Below are 22,634 nucleotides of genomic sequence, written 5' to 3' on the forward strand. Positions count from 1 at the left end.
CAGATCTACCTCAAGCGCGAGGATCTCAACCATACCGGCGCGCACAAGATCAACAACTGCATGGGCCAGATCCTGCTGGCCATGCGGATGGGCAAGACCCGGATCATCGCCGAGACCGGGGCCGGCCAGCACGGCGTGGCGACGGCGACCGTCTGCGCCCGCTTCGGTCTGCAATGCGTCGTCTACATGGGCGCGACCGACGTCGAGCGGCAGATGCCCAACGTCTTCCGGATGAAGCTTCTGGGGGCCGAGGTCGTGCCGGTGACGGCGGGCCGGGCGACCCTCAAGGACGCCATGAACGAGGCGATGCGTGACTGGGTCACCAATGTCGAGGACACCTACTATCTGATCGGCACCGCCGCCGGGCCGCATCCGTATCCGGCCATGGTGCGCGACTTCCAGAGCGTGATCGGGCGCGAGACCCGGGCCTCCATGCTGGCGCGGCGCGGCAAGTTGCCTGACGCGGTGGTGGCGGCCATCGGCGGCGGTTCGAACGCCATCGGCCTGTTCCATCCCTTCATCGACGACGCCGGCGTGCGGCTGATCGGGGTCGAGGCGGCCGGGCGCGGGCTGGACGGCCCGGACCATGCGGCCAGCCTGCAGGGCGGGCGGCCCGGCGTACTGCACGGCAACCGCACCTATCTGTTGCAGGACGACGATGGCCAGATCCTCGAAGGCCATTCGATCTCCGCCGGCCTCGACTATCCGGGCATCGGCCCCGAGCATGCCTGGCTGAAGGACATCGGCCGCGCGGAATATCGCGCCGCCACTGACATGGAAGCCCTCGAGGCTTTCCAGCTGTGTTCGCGGCTGGAAGGCATCATTCCGGCGCTGGAGCCCAGCCATGCGCTCGCCCGGATCGGCGAGATCGCGAACGAAGTGGGCAAGGGGGGCGATGTCGTGCTCAATATGTGCGGACGGGGCGACAAGGACATCTTCGCCGTGGCGAAGCATCTGGGCGTGGAGTTGTAGAGATGAAGATCGTGATGATGGCCGCCGTGACGGCCCTGCTGGGGACGCCGGTGATGGCACAGACCCCGGCGCCCCTGCAGGTCGATATCCCGGAACTGCCGACGGCGGTCGCGGACCCGACCTGCGGCGGCAAGGTCGGCCTGGCCCAGCAGGCCCTGTGCGTGATGACCACCCAGGGCGCCATCGGCGGCCTGGTCGACACCTACAGCGAGGCGTTCCGTCTGCAGAACTGGCTGGCCGCCGGCGGAGATGACAATCGGGTCGTCTATGTCAGACGCCGTCCCGAAGGTGGTTGTGACGGTTTCCAGATGCTGGCCTTTGCCGATGAGGCACGGGTTCCCGGTCCGGCCGAGCCGGCCTGGCTGGCCTTCGCCGCCATTCCGGGCGACGTCTGCGCCGCCCCGCCCGCGGCTGCGGCCACGCCTGCCCCGACCCAATGACAACAGCGCGTATCGACGCCCGCTTCGCCGCTCTGAAGAGCGAGGGGCGGGCCGGATTCGTGGCCTATGTCATGGCCGGGGACCCGACGCGGGACGAGGCGCTGGAGATCCTGCGGGGCCTGCCGGCCGCCGGGGCGGACCTGATCGAACTGGGCTTTCCCTTCTCCGACCCCATGGCCGAAGGGCCGCCGATCCAGCGCGCGGCGCTGCGCGGGCTCAAGGCCGGGTTGACGCTGAAGGGGACGCTGGCGCTGGCCGCCGACTTCCGCGCCGGGGACGCCGATACGCCGGTGATCCTGATGGGCTACCTCAATCCGATCGAGAGCTACGGCTATGACGCCTTCGCCCGCGATGCGGCGGCAAGCGGTGTCGACGGCCTGATCGTGGTCGACTGCCCCCCGGAAGAGGCCGGGCCGCTTTCGGACGCCCTGGACGCTGCACAGGTCTCGCTGATCCGGCTGGCCACCCCGACCTCGGATGACGCCCGGCTGAAGATCATCGCCGAGCGGACCTCGGGGTTTGTCTACTATGTCTCCGTCGCGGGCGTGACCGGGGTCAAGGAGGCCCAGACCCTGTCGGTGGCCCCGGCGGTCGAGCGGGTGCGCAAGGCCTCGGGCCTGCCGGTCGCCGTCGGTTTCGGGGTCAAGACGCCGGAACGCGCCGCGAGCATCGCTCGAGTCGCCGACGCAGTGGTCGCCGGCTCGGTGCTGGTGGACGAGGTCGCGGCGGCGCTCGAGGCGAACGAACCGGCAGCCCCGCGCGTTCTGGCCAAGGTGAAGGCTCTCGCGGACGCCGTCCGGGGTGCGCGGGTCGCGGAAACGGTCTAAAGCGCGCCCATGGCTGACAAGAATCCTCCCAAACCCCAGGAAAAGCGCGGCGGTTGGCTGAGCCGTTTCGCGCCCGGCGTCCGCAAGATCGTCAGCCGGCGCGACACGCCCGATAATCTCTGGGTCAAGGACCCCGATTCCGGCGAGATGCTGTACCGCCCGGACCTTGAGGCCAGCCTTTGGGTCACGCCGTCGGGCCGGCATATGCGGATCGACGCGCCGACCCGTCTGCGCGCCACCTTTGACGATGGCGACTATGAGCCCATCGAAACGCCGGAGGTCCCTGAGGACCCGCTGAAATTCTCGGACGGCAAGTCCTACAAGGACCGTCTGGCCGCCGCTCGCAAGGCGGCGGGCCGCAAGGACACCATGGCCATCGGCTTCGGCGAGCTGGACGGCACGCCGGCGGTGGTCATCGTCCAGGACTTCACCTTCATGGGCGGGTCGCTGGGCATGGCCGCGGGCGAGGCCTTCATCGCGGCCGCCCGCGCGGCCATCGAACGCGGCGTGCCGCTGGTCTGTTTCACCGCCGCGGGCGGGGCGCGGATGCAGGAGGGCGCCCTCAGCCTGATGCAGATGGCGCGCACCACTCTCGCCATCCAGGAGCTGAAGGCGGTTCAATTGCCCTTCGTCGTGGTGCTGACCGACCCGACCACGGGCGGTGTCACCGCAAGCTACGCCATGCTTGGCGACGTGCATCTGGCCGAGCCGGGCGCCCTGATCGGCTTCGCGGGCCCGCGCGTGATCGAGGCCACCATCCGTGAGAAGCTCCCCCCCGGCTTCCAGCGCGCTGAATACCTTCAGGAAAAGGGCATGGTCGACCGCGTCGTCGCCCGCGCCGACCTGCCGGTGGTTCTGGGCCAGATCCTGTCGATGCTGATGGGCGGGAAGCGCCGGGCGGCCTAGACTCCGCCCGATGGATCCGATTTCCGAACGACTCCGCGCCCGGCATCCGCAGCGCATCGACCTGTCGCTGGAGCGGATGCGCGTCCTCTGCGCCGCCCTGGGCGATCCGCAGCACCGCCTGCCGCCGGTGATCCACGTCGCCGGCACCAACGGCAAGGGCTCGACCGTCGCCTTCATCCGCGCCATCGCCGAAGCGGCGGGCCTGACCGTCCATACCTATACCTCGCCCCATCTGGTGCGGTTCAATGAGCGCATCCGGCTGGCCGGCCGACTGATCGAGGACGGGCCGCTGAACGGCATCCTCGACCGCATTGAAGCCGTCGGGACCGAGGCCACGGTGTTCGAGAGCACCACTGCGGCCGCCTTCGTCGCCATGAGCGAGACGTCCGCCGATCTGGCCATTGTCGAGGTCGGGCTGGGCGGGGTTCTGGACGCCACCAATGTCATCGAGCGGCCGCTGCTCAGCGTCATTGCACCCGTGGACCTCGACCATGCCGAATTCCTCGGCGACAGCCTGCACGGGATCGCGGTGGAAAAGGCCGGAATCCTGAAAGCGGGCGCGCGGGGGCTGATCGCCCGTCAGGCCGAGCCCGCCATGGCGGCGATCGAGGCGGCGGCCCGGGCCGTCCACGCCCCCCTGACTGTCATGGGTGTGGATTTCGACGCCTGGGCAGACCGCGGCGGACTTTCGTTCCAGGATCAGGAGCGGTTCCTTGACCTGCCGGCGCCCGCTCTGAGCGGCCCGCACCAGATCGACAACGCCGGACTGGCGGTCGCGGTCGCGCTTGAACTGGACCTGCCCGAGGCGGCCATCGCCGAAGGTCTTCGGTCCGTTCGCTGGCCGGCCCGGATGCAGCGGTTGACGGCCGGGCCCTATGGCGAGGCCGCCCGGGCGGCGGACGCCGAACTGTGGCTGGACGGCGGGCACAATCCCCATGCCGGCGCGGCGCTGGCTGTGGCCCTGGCCGAACGGCAGGCGAAGGCGCCGCGACCGTTGGCCCTGATCGTCGGCATGCTGGTCAACAAGGACGCCGGCGGATTCTTCGAGGCGCTGGGCCAGTCAGGCGCGGCGGTCTTCACCGTCCCGTTCGACGGCGCGGCGGCGGAGCCGGAGGCCCTGGCGGCGGTGGCGCGCGGCCACGGGCTTGGCGCGACGCCCTGCGCCTCGGTTCAGGAGGCGTTGGCGCGCGCCCTGGGGCTGGGCGCCGGTCGGGTCACGATCTGCGGGTCGTTGTACCTTGCGGGCGAGGTTCTGGCCGCCGCGCGCGAGACCTGGCCGGACTAGCCGTTCGGGCCGCCCGGCGTCGCCATGGCGCCCTCGTCGGGCAGCCGCATCCGCTGCATGGAGCGCATGAACTCCCGGGTCTGCTGATCCTGGACGCCGGCGCGCGGAACGTCCCGGCAGACGCGCTGCTGCATGTTCGAGCCCGTGGCGCGCTCAAGCCGGCAAACGCGGCGGGTGTCGCCCTCGGGCCCCGGCGGAGCGCTGGTCGGTCGAACCTCGGCGGGCGGAGGCGTTCCGGCGATGACGGCGACCTGGCCTCCGTCAAGCAGCAGGGTGGCGGCAAACAGGGCGACGGTCAGCATGGTGACGCTCCAGCATCCGTTGAGACGGGCAGGAGCAGAACACCGATCGCAGGATGGGGCAAGTTACAGTCGCGCAGGTCCGAACCGGTTCAGGCGGCGGTCTGGCCGATGCCGGCCTCGGCCAGCCATTCGACGATCTTGCCCTTGGGCATGGCGCCGACCTTCATCGCGGCCATCTGGCCGTCCTTGAACAGCATCAGGGTGGGGATGCCCTTCACGCCGAGCTTCGAGGGGATCATCGGGCTGTCGTCGATATTGACCTTGGCGATCACCACCTGACCGGCCAGTTCATCGGCGATCTGTTCCAGTGCGGGCCCGATCTGTTTGCAGGGGCCGCACCACTCGGCCCAGAAGTCGACCAGAACGGGGACGGACGACTTGAGCACGTCGGTTTCAAAGCTGTCGTCGGTGACCTTGACGGTGGCCATAAGGAAATTTCTCCGGATCGGCCGGTGATCATAGGGTGATTCCGGCGCTTCGACAGCCGATGTGGGGCGCGCCGCCGATCAAATCAACGGACGATCGGCTCAGATCGACAGGGCGGCGTCCAGCATCGCCTGCGGAACCGCCATCAGCCGGGGTCCGTCGGTCCACACCAGGGCCGCCTCGACAGCCCGGTCGGGATAGAGATCGCGCAGGATGGCGGCATAGATCGCCAACTGCAGCACATAGGCCGGGTCGGCGTCCTCGATCCGCGCGGGCGCGGGACGATTGGTCTTGTAGTCGATCACCAGAACCCGGTCGGGCGTGACCACCAGCCGGTCCATCCGCCCTGATACCGGCGTCGTCCCGACCGATCCGGTCAGAGCCACCTCGGGCCGGGAGCCGACGCCGAACACCGGCGCGAACCGGTCGTCATCCAGCACCCGGAAGGCGGCGTCTATCATCTCCAACCGCTGGTTTTCGTTCAAGTCTCGCTCACGAGACAACATCCGGACCGCTGCGTGCGGGCGCTCGGCGACGGGAATGTCCGGCAGCCGTTCCAGCAGGCGGTGGATCAGATCCCCGCGCCGGAACCGTCCCAGCGGCGCGCCCGGCCCGGCCGTGGTCGCCAGCGGCGAGGGGGCGGGGACGCGCAGGGTCTCGTCCATGCGGGAGGGGGCGGCAAACCGGGCCGAGGAGTCCGGCGCCGGCGAGGTCCGGGCCCAGGCCGGGACCGGCGCAGGCCCGGTTGCCGTGGCGGCGGCGGCCGCGAGAACTGCCGGATCGACACCGAACCGCAGGACGCCGCCGCCGATGTCGCGGACATTCAGCGGATCGTCCGCGGCCAGCCGCTCGAACGTCCCGGCGATGACGCTCCACCAGCTCTGCAGCTCAAACCCTTCTTCGGGCCGTTTGACGGCCCGCCCCATGATCACCAGCCGGTCTCGGGCCCGGGTCAGGGCGACATAGAGCAGGCGCAGCGATTCGGCGTCCGTCCGGGCCGCGCGAGCCTCGCGGGCCGCCTTCGAGGCGGGACAGTCGTCCTTCGCCGAGCCCGGGCACATCAGCCAGCCCTCGCCCTCCTCGCCGTCGTCGCCGGCGGCGGGCATCAGGGTCGGCCCCTGCGGCTTGGCGCGCGAGGTGGTGTCGGGAAGGATCACAATGGGCGCCTCCAGCCCCTTGGCGCCGTGGACGGTCATGACCCGCACCTCGTTACGGGCGCCCTCCATTTCGCGTTTCACCTCGACGTCGGCGGCCTCCAGCCGGGCGACGCAGGTCTCCAGATCAATACCCCCCCGCCCCTCGGCAGCGAGCACCTGGGCGAGGGTCTCGTCTATGGCCTCCTCGGCCTCACGGCCCAGTCGGGCCAGAATGCGGGCGCGGCCCGAGACGCCGGTCTCGTCAATCCGGTTCAGCAGGCCGGAGAAGAAGGCGAACGGATCGCGGTCGCGTGCGTCCAGCGCCGCCTGGGCGAAGTCCCGGGCGCGGCGCCATTGCGGTTGTTCGTCGGCCCGCTGTTGCAGTTCTCGCCACAGCGACCGGCCGCCGCGAACCTCCGCATCGGCCAGCGGATACAGGCTGTGGGGGTCGCCGAAATCGCTAACGTCGCAGAACGGGCTGCGCAGTATCTCGGCCAGGCTGAGGTCGTCGTCCGGATAGAGGGCGAAACGGGCGACGGCGATCAGATCATCGAAGACGATGTGGCTGCTCAGCTTCAGCCGGTCCGCCCCGGCGACCGGGACGGCCTCGGCCTTGAGCGCCCGGATGATCTCTTCGAACAGGGCGTCGCGCCGGCGGACGAGGATGAGGAAATCGCCCCAGCGGGCCGGTCGCATCGCCGGGTCAGTCTCCGATCGGCGATGATTGTGAACCGCGACGCCGGCCTCGACCTGACGGCGGATGTCCCGGGCCAGCGCCTGGGCCAGCTGTTTGCGGCCGCTGCGCGAGTCCTCCCTGTCGACCGGCGCATTCCAGGCCTCGCGGTCGGGCGTGATGGGGTCATGAAACAGAGGCCACAGGTCGACGGCGCCGCGCTCGTCGGTCCGGGCCGGCTGGTGCGCCGGGATGTCGCCCCGTGGACCGACAAGGGCGCGGGTGTGGTCGGGGCCGGCGAACGCCTTATCGACGAATTTCAGGACCTCCTCGGTAGAGCGGAAGGAGGTGTCGAGCGGCACCTCCTCGAACCGGCTCCCGGCGCCATGGGCGAGGGCGGCATAGGTCTGGGCCTCCTGCCGCAGCCGCTCCGGCCGCGCGCCCTGGAAGGAATAGATCGACTGCTTCTCGTCGCCGACGGCGAAGACGGTGCGCGGGATGCGCGGCGCCTCATCGACCGGGCGCGGGGCTCCGGCGCCCGAGAAGAACTCCTCGGTCAGGGCCTTGAAGATGGCCCACTGGTCCGGCGCCGTGTCCTGGGCCTCATCGACCAGAACGTGCTCGATGCCCCCGTCCAGTTTGAACAGCACCCAGGCCGAGGTCGCCCGTTTGGTCAACAGCTCGACGGTCCGGACCACCAGATCGGAGAAGTCGAGCGCGCCCTGCCCCGCCTTGGCCGCCTCGTAGAAGGCGGCATGCGCCCGCGCCAGGGTCAGGGCCTTGACGGTGTCGTCGGCGATCCGCGTTGCGCGCAACACGTCCCGGACCGCCAGATATTTGAGCTGCAGGTCGGTCAGCCAGCCGACGGCCGCCGTCGGAGCGGACTTTGTCCCCATGGTGGTGCGAGGGTCGCCGTCCTTCTTGAGGAAGACGTCGGCCATGGCGGCCACGCTCCATCCGGGCGCCGCGGCGGCCCGCATGGCGGCGGCCAGCTTCTGGTCATTGGTCGAGCCGGTCTGCATGGCTTCGGCTACGCGGTCCCATTCCGCGCCGTCGATCCAGTCGAGGAAGTCGCTCTCGATCGCCTCGGGCGATGCATCGGGATCGGCGCCGACGAGGGCGTGGGGGCCGGGCGCGGCGCCGGCTTCAACCCGGTCGATCCAGGCCGTCAGCTTGCCGCGCTCCGACTCGATCATGGCCAGCAGGGCGTGGAAGGCCTTCCAGTCCAGCTCCACCGCGAAATGGGCGTAGGCGGCGCCCAATGTCCCGTCCGGATCGGCGAGGGCGGCGCGGGCGAGATCCTCGCGCGCCTCCTTCGACAGGGCGACCGCCGCCTCATTCTCCAGCACCTCGAAGGCGGGCGACACGCCGGCCTCGAGGGGGAAACGCCGCAGCAGTTTTTCGCAGAAGGCGTGGATGGTCTGGATCTTCAGCCCGCCCGGCGTCTCCAGCGCGCGGGCGAACAGGCGGCGGGCGTCCGACAGGTCGGCCGCTGTCAGGGTCGCCGGGTCGCGGCCGTCCAGCTGGGCGAGGGACTCCGACAGGCGGGCGTCGTCCATCACCGCCCAGGCCCCCAGCTTGTCGAACAGCCGGGCCTGCATCTCGGCGGCGGCGGCCTTTGTGTAGGTGACGCACAGGATCTCGCCGGGCCGCACCTTGCCCAGCAGCAGGCGCGCCACGCGGTTCACCAGGGTGGTGGTCTTGCCCGAGCCGGCGTTGGCGGTGACGAACACCGAAAGCCGGGGATCGGCGGCGGTGATCTGGTGGGCGCGGGCCTGTTCGAGGGGAGAGAGGGTCATTCCGGCGCCTCGTCCTCGCCGCCGACAACGTGCCATTCCCAGACCCGGGCCAGATGGTCGTAGTTGCCGCCGAAATTGCCCATGATCTGCGGCGCCGCCCATGAGACATAGGGCGTGGCCTCGTCATCGAAGGCGGCGACGCCGTCGATCAGCCGCGCCAGCTCCCGGTCGGCCAGTTCGGCGGCGGTCAGGGGCTGGTTGCGGCTGACCTTGCCGACGTCGATGGCCTCGCCGGGCGTCTTGCGTCCGGTGACCTTGATGTAGAGCAGTTCGGACGCCGGCGTCGGCGGCGCGTCCGCGAAACCGCCGTCGGCGAGGATGGCGGCGGTCAGGGTCAGCTGGGGCGCGAACCCCTGCGCCACCTGTTTGGCGGTGGGCGTCGAGCCGGTCTTGAAATCGATGACGGCCGCGCCCTGCGCGTCCAGTTCGATCCGGTCGGCGCGCGCGGTCACGGTGAAGGGGCCGAAGGGGGCGTCGAAGGTCATCCGCCCCGACTGTTCGATCAGCAGGGTGGCGCCGCGCGCCCGCCGCTCGCCTTCCCAGTTCGCCAGCCATCGGGCGCAGTTTCGCGCCAGCGGCGACTCGCGGGCCATGGCGTGATCCTCGAAACCGGCGGCGTCCAGCGCCTCGAGCAGGAAGGCCTCGATCTGGTCGGCGCAATCCTCGGGCAGGGCGTCAGGCCAGGTCAGGACCGCTCGTTCAATCGCCTTGTGTATGGCGTCCCCGCGCGCCATCGCTTCGGCCGAGGCGCCCGGCCGGTCCAGCTTGCGCAGCCCCAGAATGCGCTGGGCATAGACCGCATAGGGGTCGCGCACCCAGCGCTCGACGCCGGTCACCGGCATCTCGCGCGGGCGGCGGCGCACCGGCGGCGTCGGGGCCGGACGGCGCTGATAACGCGGCGGTCCCGCTATCGGGACATCCAGCGTCCGGGCGGCATCCAGCAGTGGGGACGGGCGTTCCAGCGTCACGGGCGTTTCCGGCGCGTTCGCGCCGCGCGTCAGCATCTCCAGCCGCCAGAGCCAGCGCGACTTGACCGCCGGCTGTCCGCCCCGGCGTTCGGAATGAACCAGTATGACCTCCTCGGCGCAGGCGGCCTGGACGAAGTCCTGCGCTGTCTGACCGAGCCGGCGCTCGGGCGGCGGCAGACCAAGGGTCGCGCGCATCGGTCGGGACAGGAAGGGATCGGTCGGGGCGGCGTTGGGCCAGACGCCTTCCTCCAGCCCGGCCAGGATCATGCGATCGGCCCGGACCAGCCGGGCCTCGATGGCCCCGAGAATGCGCAGCCGGGGCTGATTGGCGCCGCCGGTGCGGACGGTTTGCTCGTTCAGCAGGTTGCGAACCAGTGCGACGAGGTCGGCCGGCGAGACCGCTCCCATGGAAGCCCCGCCTTCGATGAGGGCGGACAGCAGGCCGGCGGCGGCCTCGCCGTCGGATCCGGCCCACGCCTCCTCACCAGCGACGGCCTCGACCAGCCGGGTCAGGGCGCGGGCGGCCTCGTCGAGGGTCGCCTCCGGCCTGAAGGGCGCGCCGACGTCATTGGACAGGGTTTCCAGCCGGTCGAGCAGGATGCCGGCGGCGGCCAGCCGGACGAGGCTCGCCTCCGACGGCGCCTTGCCGTCGTCGCGGGGTTGACCGGCCCTGGTCAGGGCGGCGCGGGCGCGGGTCCAGTCGCGGCGGCGCGGGCCTCGCAGAACGGCCTGCTCCAGCGCCCTGACGGCGACATCGAACGCCGTCTCGCCAAGGTCCAGACGGACCAGCGGGTGTTTCAGCAGGCCCAGCAGGGTGTGCGGGTCCAGCGGATCGGCGACGAAACGGGCGCACAGGTCGACCAGCCGGCCCGCGGTCATCCGCGACAGCGGCTGGCCGGAGGAAACGTCGGCGCTGATCCCCCAGCGCTCCAGCCGCGCGGCGACGCGGCGGCTCAGTGCCAGATCGGGCGTGACGAGTGCGCAGGTCTTGCCCGGAGTCTCCAGCGTCTCGCGCATCATCAGGGCCAGGGCGGCGGCGGCGTCCTCCTCGGCGCGCACCGTCACCACGGACAGACCTTCAAGACCCTCGGCGATCGGGTCGGCGGACTGGCTCCGGAAGGCGGTGGCGCGCAGATCCCGGATCAGGCTGCGCCAGTCGTCGGTGGCTTCAGCCGGACGCAGCGCCTCGTTGAGCAACCGTTGCCGGGCGCGGCCCCGCGCCTCGATCGCCGCATCCTGCGCCGGGCGGAACCAGGGCCGGACACCGCCGCGCGGGACCGAATGGCGGTCGAGCAGCCGCCACAGGGCGTTCTGCGGATGCTGTTCATTGTCCCCGAGCTGGTCCCAGACCCCGGCGTCGAGATCGAAATCCAGGCCGGGCAGAACCACGCACCCGCGCGGCGCCGCGGCCACGGCCGCCAGCACATCGGCGGCGGCGGGGGCCGAACCGGTCGAGCCGGCGGCGATCACCGTCTGCGTCGGCGGCCGTTCGGTCCAGGCGTCGGCCAGCAGGCGCAGCAGCCGCGCCTTTCGCCAGGCCGGGTCGACCAGCCCCATGGCCTCGAGTCGCTTCGGCCAGGCCTCGACCGCAAGGCCCAGGAATTTCGCCGAGTCCTGCCAGTGTGCGGCCAGATCGCCCTCCACGAGGGTGGCGACGCGGGCGATGTCCTCGACCTCCTCCAGCTGGCAGGAATCGAGGAAGCCGCCCAGGGCGTCGGCCAGCTCCAGCGCCCGCAGCGGCGACAAGTCGGGACTGAAATCCTCGACGATCATCCGCGCCATCTCGAACCGGCGGGTCAGGGGGGCGATGGCCGGCGGCAGGTCGAGACCGAGCTCGCCGGGGGCAAACGGCGGCTCATCCTCCTCCAGATCGCCCAGCGGCCGGACTTGCGGCAGCAGGATGGGCCTTCCGCCCGCCTGTTTCGTCAGGGCGGCGGTGAAGGCCCGCGCGGCGCGGCGATTGGGCAGCAGGATGACGGCGTCGGACAGGGTCTCGGGCGGATGTTCGCCCAGCCAGTCCAGAACCCCGGCGGCGAGGTCGTCCAGAAACGGGCGCTGCGCCTCGATCGCGTACCAGCGCGGACCCGGCGCGGAGAAGGGATCGAAGCGGGCAGTCATCGGGCGCCTACCGCTCGACGCGCGGCGTCTCGCTGCATGAGGCGCGAAGAGCTCATCCGCCCGCCAGTTTCGCCTCGGCCGCGTCGCGGGCCTGCGGGTCGCCGACATGCATCCAGTCGCCGTCCAGCACGCACCCGTACAGCCGCCCCGCCGCCGCCGACCGCCGCCAGAAGCCGCTCAGCGAGAAGGGGCCTTCGGGACCGTCGGCGACATAGTCGGGCCGGCAGATGTGGACGCCCATATAGGCGAAGGGCGCCTCGGCGGCTTCGCCCCGGAAGGTCAGCCGCCCGTCGTCGGCGAGGAAGAAATCGCCGCCGCCCTCGAAGCCGATCGCGCCTTCGCGCCTCGCGAGAAGAAGGGCCGCATCCATGATTGACGGATTCCACAGCCGCGCGAGTTGATTCAGGGCGCTGTCGCCCGGAGCGCCATTGTCGGTCCAGACGCTGTCGATATTGGCCACGAACACCGGGTCTGGCCCGAGTAGCGCCGAGGCCTTCTTCAGTCCACCACCCGTTTCCAGCAGTTCGGCGCGTTCGTCGGAGATGATGATTTCGGGACCGTCCGCCCGCGCCGCGAGGTGCGATTCCAGACGTTCGGCGAACCAGTGGACATTGACGACGGCCCGCTCGACGCCCGACTCGCCCAGACGGCGAAGGACATGGTCGATCAGGGCCGATCCGGCGACCTCGACCAGGGCCTTGGGCCGGTCGTCGGTCAGGGGCCGCATTCGGGTGCCGAGCCCGGCGGCGAGCACCATGGCGGTCGTGGGAGCACTCACGACCGGTTCTCCGCGACCCGCGCCTCGGCCGGAACGTGACGGTCGAACCATTGCTTCAGGCCGTGCAGACCGCCGACCTCAAGGTCGCGCTCGAGATGCCGCCAGGTGCGCGGCATGAAGGCGGTGTAGCGGTCGCGCCGGAACAGCACCTCCTGCCGGGCGAAGACGCGGCCGAGGATGCGGGCCGCGTTCAGGGCGGCCAGGGCGCGGTAGTCGTGCAGGAAGGTCTCGCGATCCAGCGCCGGGCCGCGCGCCGCCAGATAGCGGTCCAGCATCGCCGTCTCCAGTTCGGGCGCGACGTCCCGGCGGGCGTCCTGCAGCAGATGCAGCAGGTCCCAGGCCGGATGGCCGCTGACCGCGTCCTGGAAATCGATCATCCCGACCCGCGCCAGTCCCGGCCGGTCGGGCAGCCACAGCAGGTTTTCGGCGTGATAGTCGCGGTGCACGAAGACCGGCGCCGCGGCCTCGCCCAGGGCGATCACCGGCGCCCACAGCTCCGACCATTCGGCCCGCGCCTCATCGGACGGTGTCGACAGTCCGGCGAAGGCCGGCCACCACTCCAGGAAGGGGTCCAGCCCGGCCTGATAGGCGAGGGCGTCATAGCGATGCAGCGGCCAGCGCTCGCCGTCGGCCTCGATCACCCGTGGCGGCGGCGTCTCGTGCAGACCGGCCAATGCATCGACCGCCGCGCCGTAGATGGTCTGCAAGTCCCGGTCATGGGACGCGAAGATGTCGTCCCCCAGATCCTCAAGCACCGCCAGGCCGGCCGCTGTGTCCCGCGCGCCGATAGCGGGCGTCGACAGGCCGCGCTCGCGCAGCCAGCCGGCGATGGCGACGAAGGCCGCGACCGATCCGCCCGCCAGCCGCGCCTCGGCATTGTAGCCCAGGGCCCGGCGCTGGTCGGCATCGGCGTCCTCGGGCGCGACCGCGCTCTCCTCGGCCGGCGCCTGGTCCATCAGGATCAGCTTCCGGCCATCGGCCGTGGTCAGCCGCTCATAGCGGCGCGTCGAGGCGTCGCCGGCCAGCGGGATACGCACGGCGTCGGCGAGGCCGGCCGTCCGGAGGAAGTCGAGGCGCTGGCGTTCACGGTCAGACATGCAGATCCTTCAGCTTCCCTTCCCACGCCCCTACGCCAGAAACGGTCGCAAGCCGCCCGTCGCCCTGTTCGGCGAGTGTGACGGTCAGCCGATCCGGGCCCAGCCACGCCGCCGGATCGTCGCCCAGCCGCTCGGGCCATTCAATCACGGCGCAGCCCTCGTCCAGCGCCTCGTCCAGACCGATCTCCGCCGCCTCCTCGGGGCGGGTCAGGCGGTAGAGGTCGAAATGGGCCACCGGCGGCGTGCTCTCATAGAACTGGACCAGGGTGAAGGTCGGCGAGGGCACGTCCTCATCCGGCCGGGTCTTGGCCCGGATCAGGCCACGCGCCAGGGTCGACTTGCCCATGCCCAGCGGGCCGTACAGCAGCACGGTCTCACCCGGCGACAGGCGTGGCGCGATGGCCGCTCCCAGCCGGGTCGTGGCTTCGGCGTCGGCCAGCACCCAGTCGCGTGTCCCACTCATGCGAATTCAGCGTCCGGCTGACTGGGCAGGACCCGTTCGGTGAAGGCCTTCAGCCCGTAGGTCGCCTTGACCGCATCAATATCGAGCCGGGAGGGCGGGATCGGCTTGCCGACCTTGAGCTGGAATGCCGTGCGTCTCTTGTTCAACAGCTCGTGGAACAGGGTGATGTCGCGCAGCTCCTGCGACACCCGGTCGAACAGGTGGAACAGGGTGGAGTCCGGCCCGGCGACATGGATCGGCACGACGGGGGCGTCGTATTTGCGCGCCAGCGACGCGGCCGTTGCGGCCCATTCCGGATCGGTCAGGGAGCCATCCTTGGCCACGCGCGACAGCCGGCCGGCGGGGAACATGACGACGCAGCGATCGGCCTCGAAGGCCTCCTTGGCCGCCAGCAAGGTGGCGCGGGTCTTCTCGCGCGTCCGTTTGGCCACCACCCATTCGACCGGGATGACGGCCTCGCCCAGCCGGGGCGAGACGCGCAGCGCATCGGCGTTGGCGAAAAAGACGGCGTCGGCCCGGCGGGCGCGGATGGCGTCGAACACGGCGATCCCGTCGGCGATGCCGGTCGGATGGTTGGCGACGACGATGCAGCGCCCGCTGGCCGGAATCCGCTCGGGATTCATCACCGCGACCCGCAGGTCCATCAGGTCGCTCATATAGTCCAGCGCCCCGGCCCCGGTCAGCGGCCTGACTGCATCGGCCATGCGCACTGCCGCCCGATAGTTGAGCAGTTTGTAGAGGATGGGCCTGATGACCGGCCAGAACAGTGATCGTGTCAGACGCGGCGCGCGCTCGGCGATCAGCACGTCGCAGATGTGCGGATCCGGGCGGGTCGGCGGGGGGGCGACGATCTCGGTCATTCGTTCCGGTTGTCGCCGCTTGCGGCGCGCACGGCAAGCGGCTTGGCGGGCGCGATCGCCGTGTTAAGTCTGGGCGATCACAGGGGGCGGGGCGAATGATGATGCGGATGGGACTTCTGGCCGGCGCGGCGGCCCTGGCGCTGGCGATCAGCAGCGCGGCCCTGGCCCAGACCCCGCCGGCCGATGCCGGACCGGTGGTCGCCCCGACCGCGGCCGGGGGGCTCAGTCCGGACCAGCTGGCCATGCTGGAGCGGGTCTCCGACCCCCGTCTGTCGCCTGACGGCCGGCGGGTGCTCTACTCGGTTCGCGCCACCGACTGGGCCGGCAATCGCGGCGTCAGCTCGGCCTGGGTGATCGACCCGGATGGTCCGCCCCGGCGGCTGGCGGCTTCCGACGGCGGCGTGGCCAGCGCGCGCTGGGCGCCCGACGGCCAGTCGATCTATTTCCTCTCCTCGCGCGGCGGCTCCAGCCAGGTCTGGCGCATGGACCGCGAGGGGATGGCGGCGGTGCAGGTCACGACCCTGCCGGTGGACGTCACCGCCTTCCGCCTGACGCCGGACGGCCGGTCGCTGGTCGTGGCGATGGCGGTGTTCGTGGACTGTCCCGACCTCGCCTGCACCCGCGACCGGATCAGGGCCCAGGTCGCCTCGGTCTCGACCGTGCGGGCCTATGACCGCCTGCCGCTGCGTCCGTGGGACAGCTGGCACGACGGTCGCCGCAATCATCTGTTCGCCGTGTCTCTGAATGCGTCAGGACTGGCGGCGGGTGAGCTGCGCGATCTGATGGTTGGGGTCGACGGGGACACCCCCTCGCGGCCACTGGGTGACGACGGGGAGTTCGTCATCTCGCCTGACGGCCGCCGCGTCGTCTTCTCGACCCAGATGCAGGGCCGGGCAGAGGCCTTCACCAATGATCTCGACCTGTACAGCGCCTCGATCGAGGGCGGCCCGGCGGTCAATCTGACGGACGGCAACCCGGCCCCGGACACCAATCCCGCCTTCTCGCGAGACGGCCGTCGCCTCGCCTGGCTGGCGGGCCGGCGCGAGAACGTCTTCGGCGATCAGGCCGTGATCATGATCGGCAATGTCGACGGCTCGGGTGCCCGCGCCCTGACGCCCGACTGGGACCGCGGCCCCGGCGCCCTGCGCTGGCGCTCGGACGGGCGGGCCCTCTACGCCACGGCCGCCGAGAACGGCCAGCAGAAGCTGTTCGAGATCGACGCCCGCACCGGCGCCGTCCGCGCGGTGACCGATGAAGGCACGGTTTCAGCCTTCGATGAGGCCGCAGGCCGGCTGATCCTGTCGCAGGAAGGCTTCGGCGGCCCGGCGCAGATCGTCGACGCCTCGGGCGAGGCGCCGCGCGCCCTGACCAACCACAACGCCGCCGCCCTGGCCGGGACCGACCTGCCCGAGGGCGAGAGCTTCACCTTCGCCGGCTGGAACGGCGAGGCGGTGCAGGGCTGGGTGTTCAAACCGGCCGGCTATGTCGAGGGGCGGCGCTATCCGGCCGTCTATCTGATCCACGGCGGCCCGAAATCGCCCTGGACCGACGGCTGGAGCTATCGCTGGAACCCGCAGATCTACACCGGCGCGGGCTATGCGGTGGTGATGGTCAATTTCCACGGCTCGCCCGGGTTCGGACAGGCCTTCACCGACTCCATCACCAGCCACTGGGGCGACCGGCCGCTGGAGGATCTGCAGAAGGGGTGGGAGTCCGCCCTGGCCTCCAACGCCTTCATCGACAGCGACCGGGCCTGCGCGCTCGGGGCCTCCTACGGCGGCTATATGGTCAATCTGATCGCCGGCAAATGGAACGGGCCGTGGCGCTGTCTGGTCAACCACGCCGGGGTGTTCGATGTCGGCCAGCTGATGAACGCCATGGACCTGGCCACCTTCATCGCCGAGTTCGAGGGGCCTTCGTGGGAGCGCGCCGATCTGTACCGCGACTTCAGCCCCAACACCTGGGTCGGGGACTGGTCGAAGCCCATGCTGGTCCTGCACGGCTCGCGCGATTTCCGCGTCCCGGTCGAGCAGGGACTGGCGACCTTCTCGGCCCTGCAAAGGCGCGGCATCGAAAGCCGGTTCGTCCATGTGCCGGACGAGAACCACTGGGTGCTCAAGCCGCGCAACTGGGTCGACTGGCAGCAGGAGATTCTGGACTGGACCTTCTCCTTCACCAATGAGGCTTCGGCGGCTGCCGAGCGGGCCGCGAACGAGGCTGCGGCCGCCGCGCGGCCCTGAACTTTCGCCGCCAGGCGGGCGGTGCTACCCCAGGGCCCTGATCCGCGTCTTCGTCGATAGGAAACCGCCATGCGTCACCGTTCCCTGCTCACCGGCGCCTGCGCCGCCTTCGTGCTGCTGGCCGCCGTTCCGGCTCTGGCCGATACGCCGCCGGCGATGGTCGCCGAAGCCCCGGCCGCCGCGGCCCCCGTTGTCGCGAACGAGGCGCTCAACAACTTCACCTGGCAGGACATGATCGCCCTGAACCGGCTCGGCGATCCGCAGGTGTCCCCGGACGGCCGCTGGGTGGTCTATTCGGTGACCGCCACCGACGTCGCCGCCAACCGTCGCTCGGGCGCCCTGTTCATGATGGATCTCAACGAACCGGGTGAGCCGGTGCGGCTGGCTATCAATGAGGGCGGCGCCAACACCGCCCGCTGGGGTTCGGACGGCAAGCTGTATTTCCTCTCGGGCCGGTCGGGCTCGAGCCAGGTCTGGCGCGCCGCGGCCGACGGGACCGGGCCGGTGCAGGTGACGAACCTGCCGCTCGACGTCAACGCTTACCGGCTCAGCCCGGACGCCTCGAAAGTCGCGGTCTCGCTGGCGGTCTTCCCCGACTGCGCCGACCTGGCCTGCACCGTCGACCGGACGAAGGCGATCGCCGACGATCCCGCCACCGGCCAGGTCTATGACCGGATGTTCGTGCGCCACTGGGACACCTGGCGGGACGGGACCCAGAACCACCTGTTTGTGGTCAATGCCGACGGCTCAGGCGAACCGATCATGGTCACACGCGGCTTCGACGGCGACACCCCGTCCAAACCCTTCGGCGACGAGAGCGAGTTCACCTTCGCCCCCGACGGTCAGTCGGTGGTCTTCTCGGCGCGGGTGGCGGGCCAGTCGGAGCCCTGGAGCACCAATTTCGACCTCTGGCGCACCAACGGCCTGAGCGGCGACGGGACCTTCGAGAACCTGACCGACGACAATGACGCTTGGGACACCGGCCCGGTCTTCTCGCCGGACGGACGGACGATGGCCTATCGCGCCATGGCCCGGCCCGGCTTCGAGGCCGACAAATACGGAATCTTCCTGCGCGACATGGCCACCGGACAGGTTCGCCAGATCGCGGCGAACTGGGATCGTTCGGCCGACACCCTGCAGTGGTCGCGTGACGGCCGGACCCTCTACACCACCGCCGGCGACGTCGGTCAGACCCGGATCTTCGCCGTCGACGTGACCAGCGGCTCGGTCGTGCCGATCACCGGCGAGGGCCACGTCTCGGCCTTCCAGCAGACGCCCTCGGGCTTCGTCTTCGCCCAGGACACCCTGACCCGACCCAGTGAGCTGTTCGTGAAGACCTTCCGGGGTCGCGAAATGCCGCGCCGGATCACCGACGTGAACCCGTCGCTGGACAATGAGGTGTTCGGCGAGCCGGAGCAGTTCAGCTTCCCCGGCTGGAACGGCGAGACGGTGCACGGCTATGTCATCAAGCCGGCGGGCTATGTCGAAGGCCGGCAGTATCCGGTCGCCTTCCTGATCCACGGCGGGCCGCAGGGTTCGTTCGGCAACAGCTGGTCGTACCGCTGGAACGCCTCGACCTACGCCGGGGCCGGCTATGCGGTGGTGATGATCGATTTCCACGGCTCGACCGGCTACGGCCAGGCCTTCACCGACTCGATCAGCCGGCACTGGGGCGACCGCCCGCTGGAAGACCTGCAGAAGGGCTGGGCCTTCGCCCAGGAGCGCTATCCCTTCCTCGATGGCGACAACGCCTGTGCGCTAGGCGCCTCCTACGGCGGCTATATGGTCAACTGGATCGCCGGCAACTGGGCCGGCGAGTTCAAATGCCTGGTCAACCACGACGGCATCTTCGACACCTTCGGCATGGGCTATGCCACCGAAGAGCTGTGGTTCACCGAATGGGAGAATGGCGGCACACCTTACGATAACCCGCGCGGCTACCAGGAATTCAACCCGGCCAACCATGTGCGCAACTGGCGCGATCCGATGCTGGTGATCCAGGGTGATCTGGACTTCCGCGTCCCGACCACCCAGGCCCTGTCGACCTTCACCGCCCTGCAGCGGCGAGGCATCGAGAGCCGGCTGGTAGTCTTCCCCAATGAGAACCACTGGGTGCTCCGACCCGCCAACAGTCGCCAGTGGCACACCGAGGTGTTCGGCTGGCTCGACAAATATCTCAAGCCGGCCGAGTAGCGCTGGACCCAACGGCGACCGAAAGAGGGCGCGTCCGGCGACGGGCGCGCCCTTCGCGTTGCGGCCGATGGCGCCAACTGCCACGTTCGCGCGTTGTCAGGGGTTCGACGGAGTCCGTTCTTGCCCAACCCCTTGAAAGACAATCCGAACTGGCTGGTCGTTCGGGACCGGGCTCTGGTTCCCGCCGGCGCATGGGCGCGCGAGCGGCGGGACTGGGTCGTCGCCCATGATCCGGTCTATGGCGGGCTGCGTCGTCCGGGCCGGCCTGAGGCCATCGCCGCCGGGGCGACCGTCCTGCTCCTCGTCCTGTTCGTGGTCTTTCTCGCCCTGTTCCAGTGGAACTGGCTGCGCGGCCCGATCGGCGAGTGGGCCTCGGCCAGATATGACCGCGAGATAGAGTTGAACGGCGACCTCGACGTCAACCTGTTCAGCATGACCCCCTCGGCGCAGTTGCGGGGGTTGCGCATCGGCGGTCCGGACTGGGCGCTGGAACAGGACACCCTCAGGGTCGCAGACCTCCAGGCCTCCATCCGGCTCGGCGCCCTGCTGACCGGCCGGATCGAGATGCCGAGCGTGCTCATCACCAAACCCGAAGTCGTGCTGATCGCCACCGACGACGGCCGTCTCAGCTGGGTGCTCGATCCGGACGCGCCCGCCGACGACAGCATGAGAATCCCGCTGATCAATCACCTGGTCATCCGCGACGGAACGCTGAGTCTCGATGAGCAGAAGCGCGACATGACCCTGCGGGCGACGATCTCGGCGCGGGAGGGCACGGACGCCCGGGCCGGCTTCCATCTGGACGGACGGGGCACGATGAACGGCACGCCTCTGCGACTGGAGGTTCGCGGCGGGCCCTTCATCAACATCCGGCGCGACCGGCCCTATGCCTTCAAGGCCGAGCTGTCGGGCGTCGGTTCGACCCTGATCGCCGACGGATCGATCACCCGGCCGTTCGATCTGGGTCAGTTCACGGCCACACTCAACCTTCAGGGCCGCGATCTGGCCGACCTGTATCTTCTAACCGGCATCACCACCCCCAACACGCCGCCTTACCGGCTGAGTGGAATGCTGACGCGGGACGATGAAGTCTTCACCTTCAGCGATTTCTCGGGCCGGGTCGGCACGTCGGACCTGTCCGGCGATCTGAAGGTCGACAAGGTCGGCGACCGCCGCCGGGTCGACGCGGACCTGCGCTCGCGCCTGCTCGACATTGACGACCTTTCCGCGGTGCTGGGCGGTACGCCGCGGGTCACGGCCGGCGGCGATACGGTGACCACCTCGGGCGCCGGCGCGAAACTGCTGCCCACCGCGCCGCTGAACGTCGAACGTTTGCGGGTCATGGACGGGACCCTGCGCTACCGGGCCGCCCGGGTGAAACGCAACGAGCTCGACATCCGTCAGGTCGATCTCGGCGCCGATCTGAAGGACGGCATCCTCAGGCTTGATCCCGTGTCCTTCGACTTCAATCGCGGCTCGCTGAACGGAACCGCGCGGATCAACGCCAACCGGGATGTGCCCTATACCTCGGCCGACTTCCGGCTGAGAGGCTATCCGCTGGAGTCCATCATCCCCGCCCGCGACGGCGCCCCGACGGTCACCGGCGCCGCCTTGGGCCGCGCCAGGCTGGAGGGTCCGGGGGCGTCGGTGCATGATTTCGCCGCCAGCTCCAACGGCACGATCAGCCTGGTCGTGCCGCAGGGACGGATGCGGTCGGCCTTCGCCGAACTGCTCGGGATCAATGTCACCGCCGGTCTCGGTCGGCTGCTGTCCGGCGACCAGGGCTCATCGGAGATCCGCTGCGCCGTCGCCGATTTCACGGTCCGTCGCGGCATCGCGACGGCGCGGACCTTCGTGATCGACACGACGCCCGTTCTGGCCAAGGGAACCGGGACAATCGATCTCGGCGCCGAGACCATGAATTTGCGCATCGATGGCGAGACCAAACAGCCGCGCCTGATCCGGCTCTGGTCGCCGATCACCGTCGTCGGGCCGCTGACCACCCCGAGGGTCGGCATCGAGGGCGGGGCGGTCGCCGGTCAGGTGGGCATCGGCGCGGCCCTGGGCGCCCTGATCAACCCGCTGGTCGCCCTGCTGCCCTTCGTGGATCCGGGCCTGGCCGAGGACGCCAACTGCGGGGCCCTGATCTCGTCGGCGCGATAGGAGCGCGACAGGTTGAGCCGAAAGCGGGTTCCATGCGTATCTTGGGGCCTGTCGCCCTGTCGCCCACAAGGACCGCATGACCCGAAGAGGCCTTTTCGCCCCCGCGCTCGGACTGCTTGCCGCGGCCTGTTCGCCCCTGGCCCTGCTCAACACCTTCGGGCCGCGAGACGGCGGCGTGCGCCGCGCCGCCCGCGACATCGCCTATGGCGACGACCCGCGCCAGACCTTCGACGTCTTCGCCCCCATGGAGCAGCGGGAGCGGCCGTGGCCGGTGCTGGTGCTGTTCTACGGCGGCGGCTGGGACAGCGGGGACAAGACCCACTACGCCTGGGCGGCGCAGGCGCTGGCGGCGCGCGGCTTCGTCGTCGCCCTGCCGGACTACCGGCTGGTCCCGCAGGTGCATTTCCCCGCCTTCATCGAGGACGCGGCCCTTGCGACGGCCAGGGTGGGCGAGATCGCCGGCCGGTACGGCGGCGACCCGGCGCGGCTGGGCGTGATCGGCCAGTCGGCGGGGGCCCATCTGGCCCTGATGATCACCCTCGACCGACGCTATATGGCCGCCGCCGGCGCGCCCGGTCTGATCAGGGCGGCGGTCGGTCTGGCGGGCCCCTATGACTTCCTGCCGTTTGATGTTCCGGCCTCGGTCAACGCCTTCGGGCGCGTCGCTGACCCGACCCTGACCCAGCCGGTGACCTTCGCCCGCGCCGACGCGCCGCCGCTGTGGCTGGGCCATGGAACCGAGGACGTCATTGTCCACGCCGAGGACACCACCATCCTGTGCGAGCGGATGCGGGCGGTCGGCGGCCGCTGCGAGTTCAAACTCTATCCGGGCCTCAATCACGCCGACCTGATCTCCACCTTCTCGCCCCTGTTCCGCAAGAAGGCGCCGGTGCTGGACGACGCCACGGCCTTCCTGCAGCGCGAACTCGCCTGACGTCAGAAGGCGTCAGTAGGCCGCGCCCGCGCGCGACGGCAGGGTGGCGGCATG

General features: G+C 70.3%; 17 protein-coding genes. 9 read left to right on the forward strand and 8 right to left on the reverse strand.

The window, feature by feature from the left end; all coding sequences use genetic code 11:
• From trpB to B3E43_RS15555, 5 genes are all read left to right on the forward strand, one after another.
• The coding region (gene trpB / locus B3E43_RS15535) for a tryptophan synthase subunit beta (protein WP_292031118.1) at positions 1-972 on the forward strand (972 nt) is incomplete at its 5' end.
• A 2-nt stretch (positions 973-974) separates the two neighbouring features.
• Positions 975-1,412, forward strand: coding sequence for a hypothetical protein (locus tag B3E43_RS15540; protein WP_292031120.1), 438 nt, complete (start codon positions 975-977; stop codon positions 1,410-1,412).
• Complete coding sequence (trpA, locus tag B3E43_RS15545; protein ID WP_292031122.1) at positions 1,409-2,239, forward strand: tryptophan synthase subunit alpha; 831 nt, start codon at positions 1,409-1,411, stop codon at positions 2,237-2,239. Before B3E43_RS15540 ends, trpA begins: the two co-directional genes overlap by 4 nt.
• Before the next feature lie 9 nt (positions 2,240-2,248).
• Entirely contained in the window at positions 2,249-3,145 is an 897-nt protein-coding gene (locus B3E43_RS15550) for an acetyl-CoA carboxylase carboxyltransferase subunit beta (protein ID WP_292031123.1), read from the forward strand.
• Between the two features lie 10 nt (positions 3,146-3,155).
• Positions 3,156-4,430, forward strand: a complete 1,275-nt coding sequence (locus B3E43_RS15555) for a bifunctional folylpolyglutamate synthase/dihydrofolate synthase (protein WP_292031125.1) — start codon at positions 3,156-3,158, stop codon at positions 4,428-4,430.
• On the opposite strand, the gene B3E43_RS15560 is transcribed toward B3E43_RS15555, so the two are convergent.
• The 8 genes from B3E43_RS15560 to B3E43_RS15595 form a co-directional block, all read right to left on the reverse strand.
• Positions 4,427-4,732 carry a hypothetical protein gene (locus B3E43_RS15560; RefSeq protein WP_292031127.1) on the reverse strand — a complete coding sequence of 102 codons (306 nt, stop codon included), beginning with the start codon at positions 4,730-4,732 and terminating at the stop codon, positions 4,427-4,429. The two genes, B3E43_RS15555 and B3E43_RS15560, sit on opposite strands and share 4 nt — an antisense overlap.
• Before the next feature lie 89 nt (positions 4,733-4,821).
• Complete coding sequence (trxA, locus tag B3E43_RS15565) at positions 4,822-5,160, reverse strand: thioredoxin (RefSeq protein ID WP_292031129.1); 339 nt, start codon at positions 5,158-5,160, stop codon at positions 4,822-4,824.
• Positions 5,161-5,259: 99 nt separating this feature from the next.
• On the reverse strand, positions 5,260-8,766 hold the full coding sequence (addA, locus tag B3E43_RS15570) for a double-strand break repair helicase AddA (protein ID WP_292031130.1): 3,507 nt from the start codon (positions 8,764-8,766) through the stop codon (positions 5,260-5,262).
• Positions 8,763-11,852 carry a double-strand break repair protein AddB gene (addB, locus tag B3E43_RS15575; RefSeq protein ID WP_292031132.1) on the reverse strand — a complete coding sequence of 1,030 codons (3,090 nt, stop codon included), beginning with the start codon at positions 11,850-11,852 and terminating at the stop codon, positions 8,763-8,765. The genes addA and addB overlap by 4 nt, the downstream gene beginning before the upstream one ends.
• A 52-nt stretch (positions 11,853-11,904) precedes the next feature.
• On the reverse strand, positions 11,905-12,609 hold the full coding sequence (gene murU / locus B3E43_RS15580; RefSeq protein WP_292031204.1) for an N-acetylmuramate alpha-1-phosphate uridylyltransferase MurU: 705 nt from the start codon (positions 12,607-12,609) through the stop codon (positions 11,905-11,907).
• A gap of 17 nt (positions 12,610-12,626) precedes the next feature.
• The gene (gene amgK, locus B3E43_RS15585; protein ID WP_292031134.1) at positions 12,627-13,727 is read right to left on the reverse strand and encodes an N-acetylmuramate/N-acetylglucosamine kinase AmgK; all 1,101 of its coding nucleotides are present in this window, start codon (positions 13,725-13,727) and stop codon (positions 12,627-12,629) included.
• Complete coding sequence (gene tsaE, locus B3E43_RS15590; protein WP_292031136.1) at positions 13,720-14,190, reverse strand: tRNA (adenosine(37)-N6)-threonylcarbamoyltransferase complex ATPase subunit type 1 TsaE; 471 nt, start codon at positions 14,188-14,190, stop codon at positions 13,720-13,722. The genes amgK and tsaE overlap by 8 nt, the downstream gene beginning before the upstream one ends.
• On the reverse strand, positions 14,187-15,050 hold the full coding sequence (locus tag B3E43_RS15595; RefSeq protein ID WP_292031138.1) for a GNAT family N-acetyltransferase: 864 nt from the start codon (positions 15,048-15,050) through the stop codon (positions 14,187-14,189). The genes tsaE and B3E43_RS15595 overlap by 4 nt, the downstream gene beginning before the upstream one ends.
• Positions 15,051-15,157: 107 nt before the next feature.
• On the opposite strand from B3E43_RS15595, the gene B3E43_RS15600 reads away from it, so the two are divergent.
• The 4 genes from B3E43_RS15600 (at position 15,158) to B3E43_RS15615 (ending at position 22,580) form a co-directional block, all read left to right on the forward strand.
• Positions 15,158-17,290, forward strand: a complete 2,133-nt coding sequence (locus B3E43_RS15600; RefSeq protein ID WP_292031140.1) for an alpha/beta hydrolase family protein — start codon at positions 15,158-15,160, stop codon at positions 17,288-17,290.
• Between the two features lie 69 nt (positions 17,291-17,359).
• On the forward strand, positions 17,360-19,483 hold the full coding sequence (locus B3E43_RS15605) for an alpha/beta hydrolase family protein (protein ID WP_292031143.1): 2,124 nt from the start codon (positions 17,360-17,362) through the stop codon (positions 19,481-19,483).
• A gap of 120 nt (positions 19,484-19,603) precedes the next feature.
• Positions 19,604-21,646 (forward strand): AsmA family protein, encoded by a 2,043-nt coding sequence (locus B3E43_RS15610; protein WP_292031145.1) that lies wholly within the window; start codon positions 19,604-19,606, stop codon positions 21,644-21,646.
• 76 nt (positions 21,647-21,722) lie between these two features.
• Positions 21,723-22,580 carry an alpha/beta hydrolase gene (locus B3E43_RS15615; protein ID WP_292031147.1) on the forward strand — a complete coding sequence of 286 codons (858 nt, stop codon included), beginning with the start codon at positions 21,723-21,725 and terminating at the stop codon, positions 22,578-22,580.
• Positions 22,581-22,634: the final 54 nt, after the last annotated feature.

Source organism: Brevundimonas sp. UBA2416, assembly GCF_002343105.1.
Classification (GTDB): domain Bacteria; phylum Pseudomonadota; class Alphaproteobacteria; order Caulobacterales; family Caulobacteraceae; genus Brevundimonas.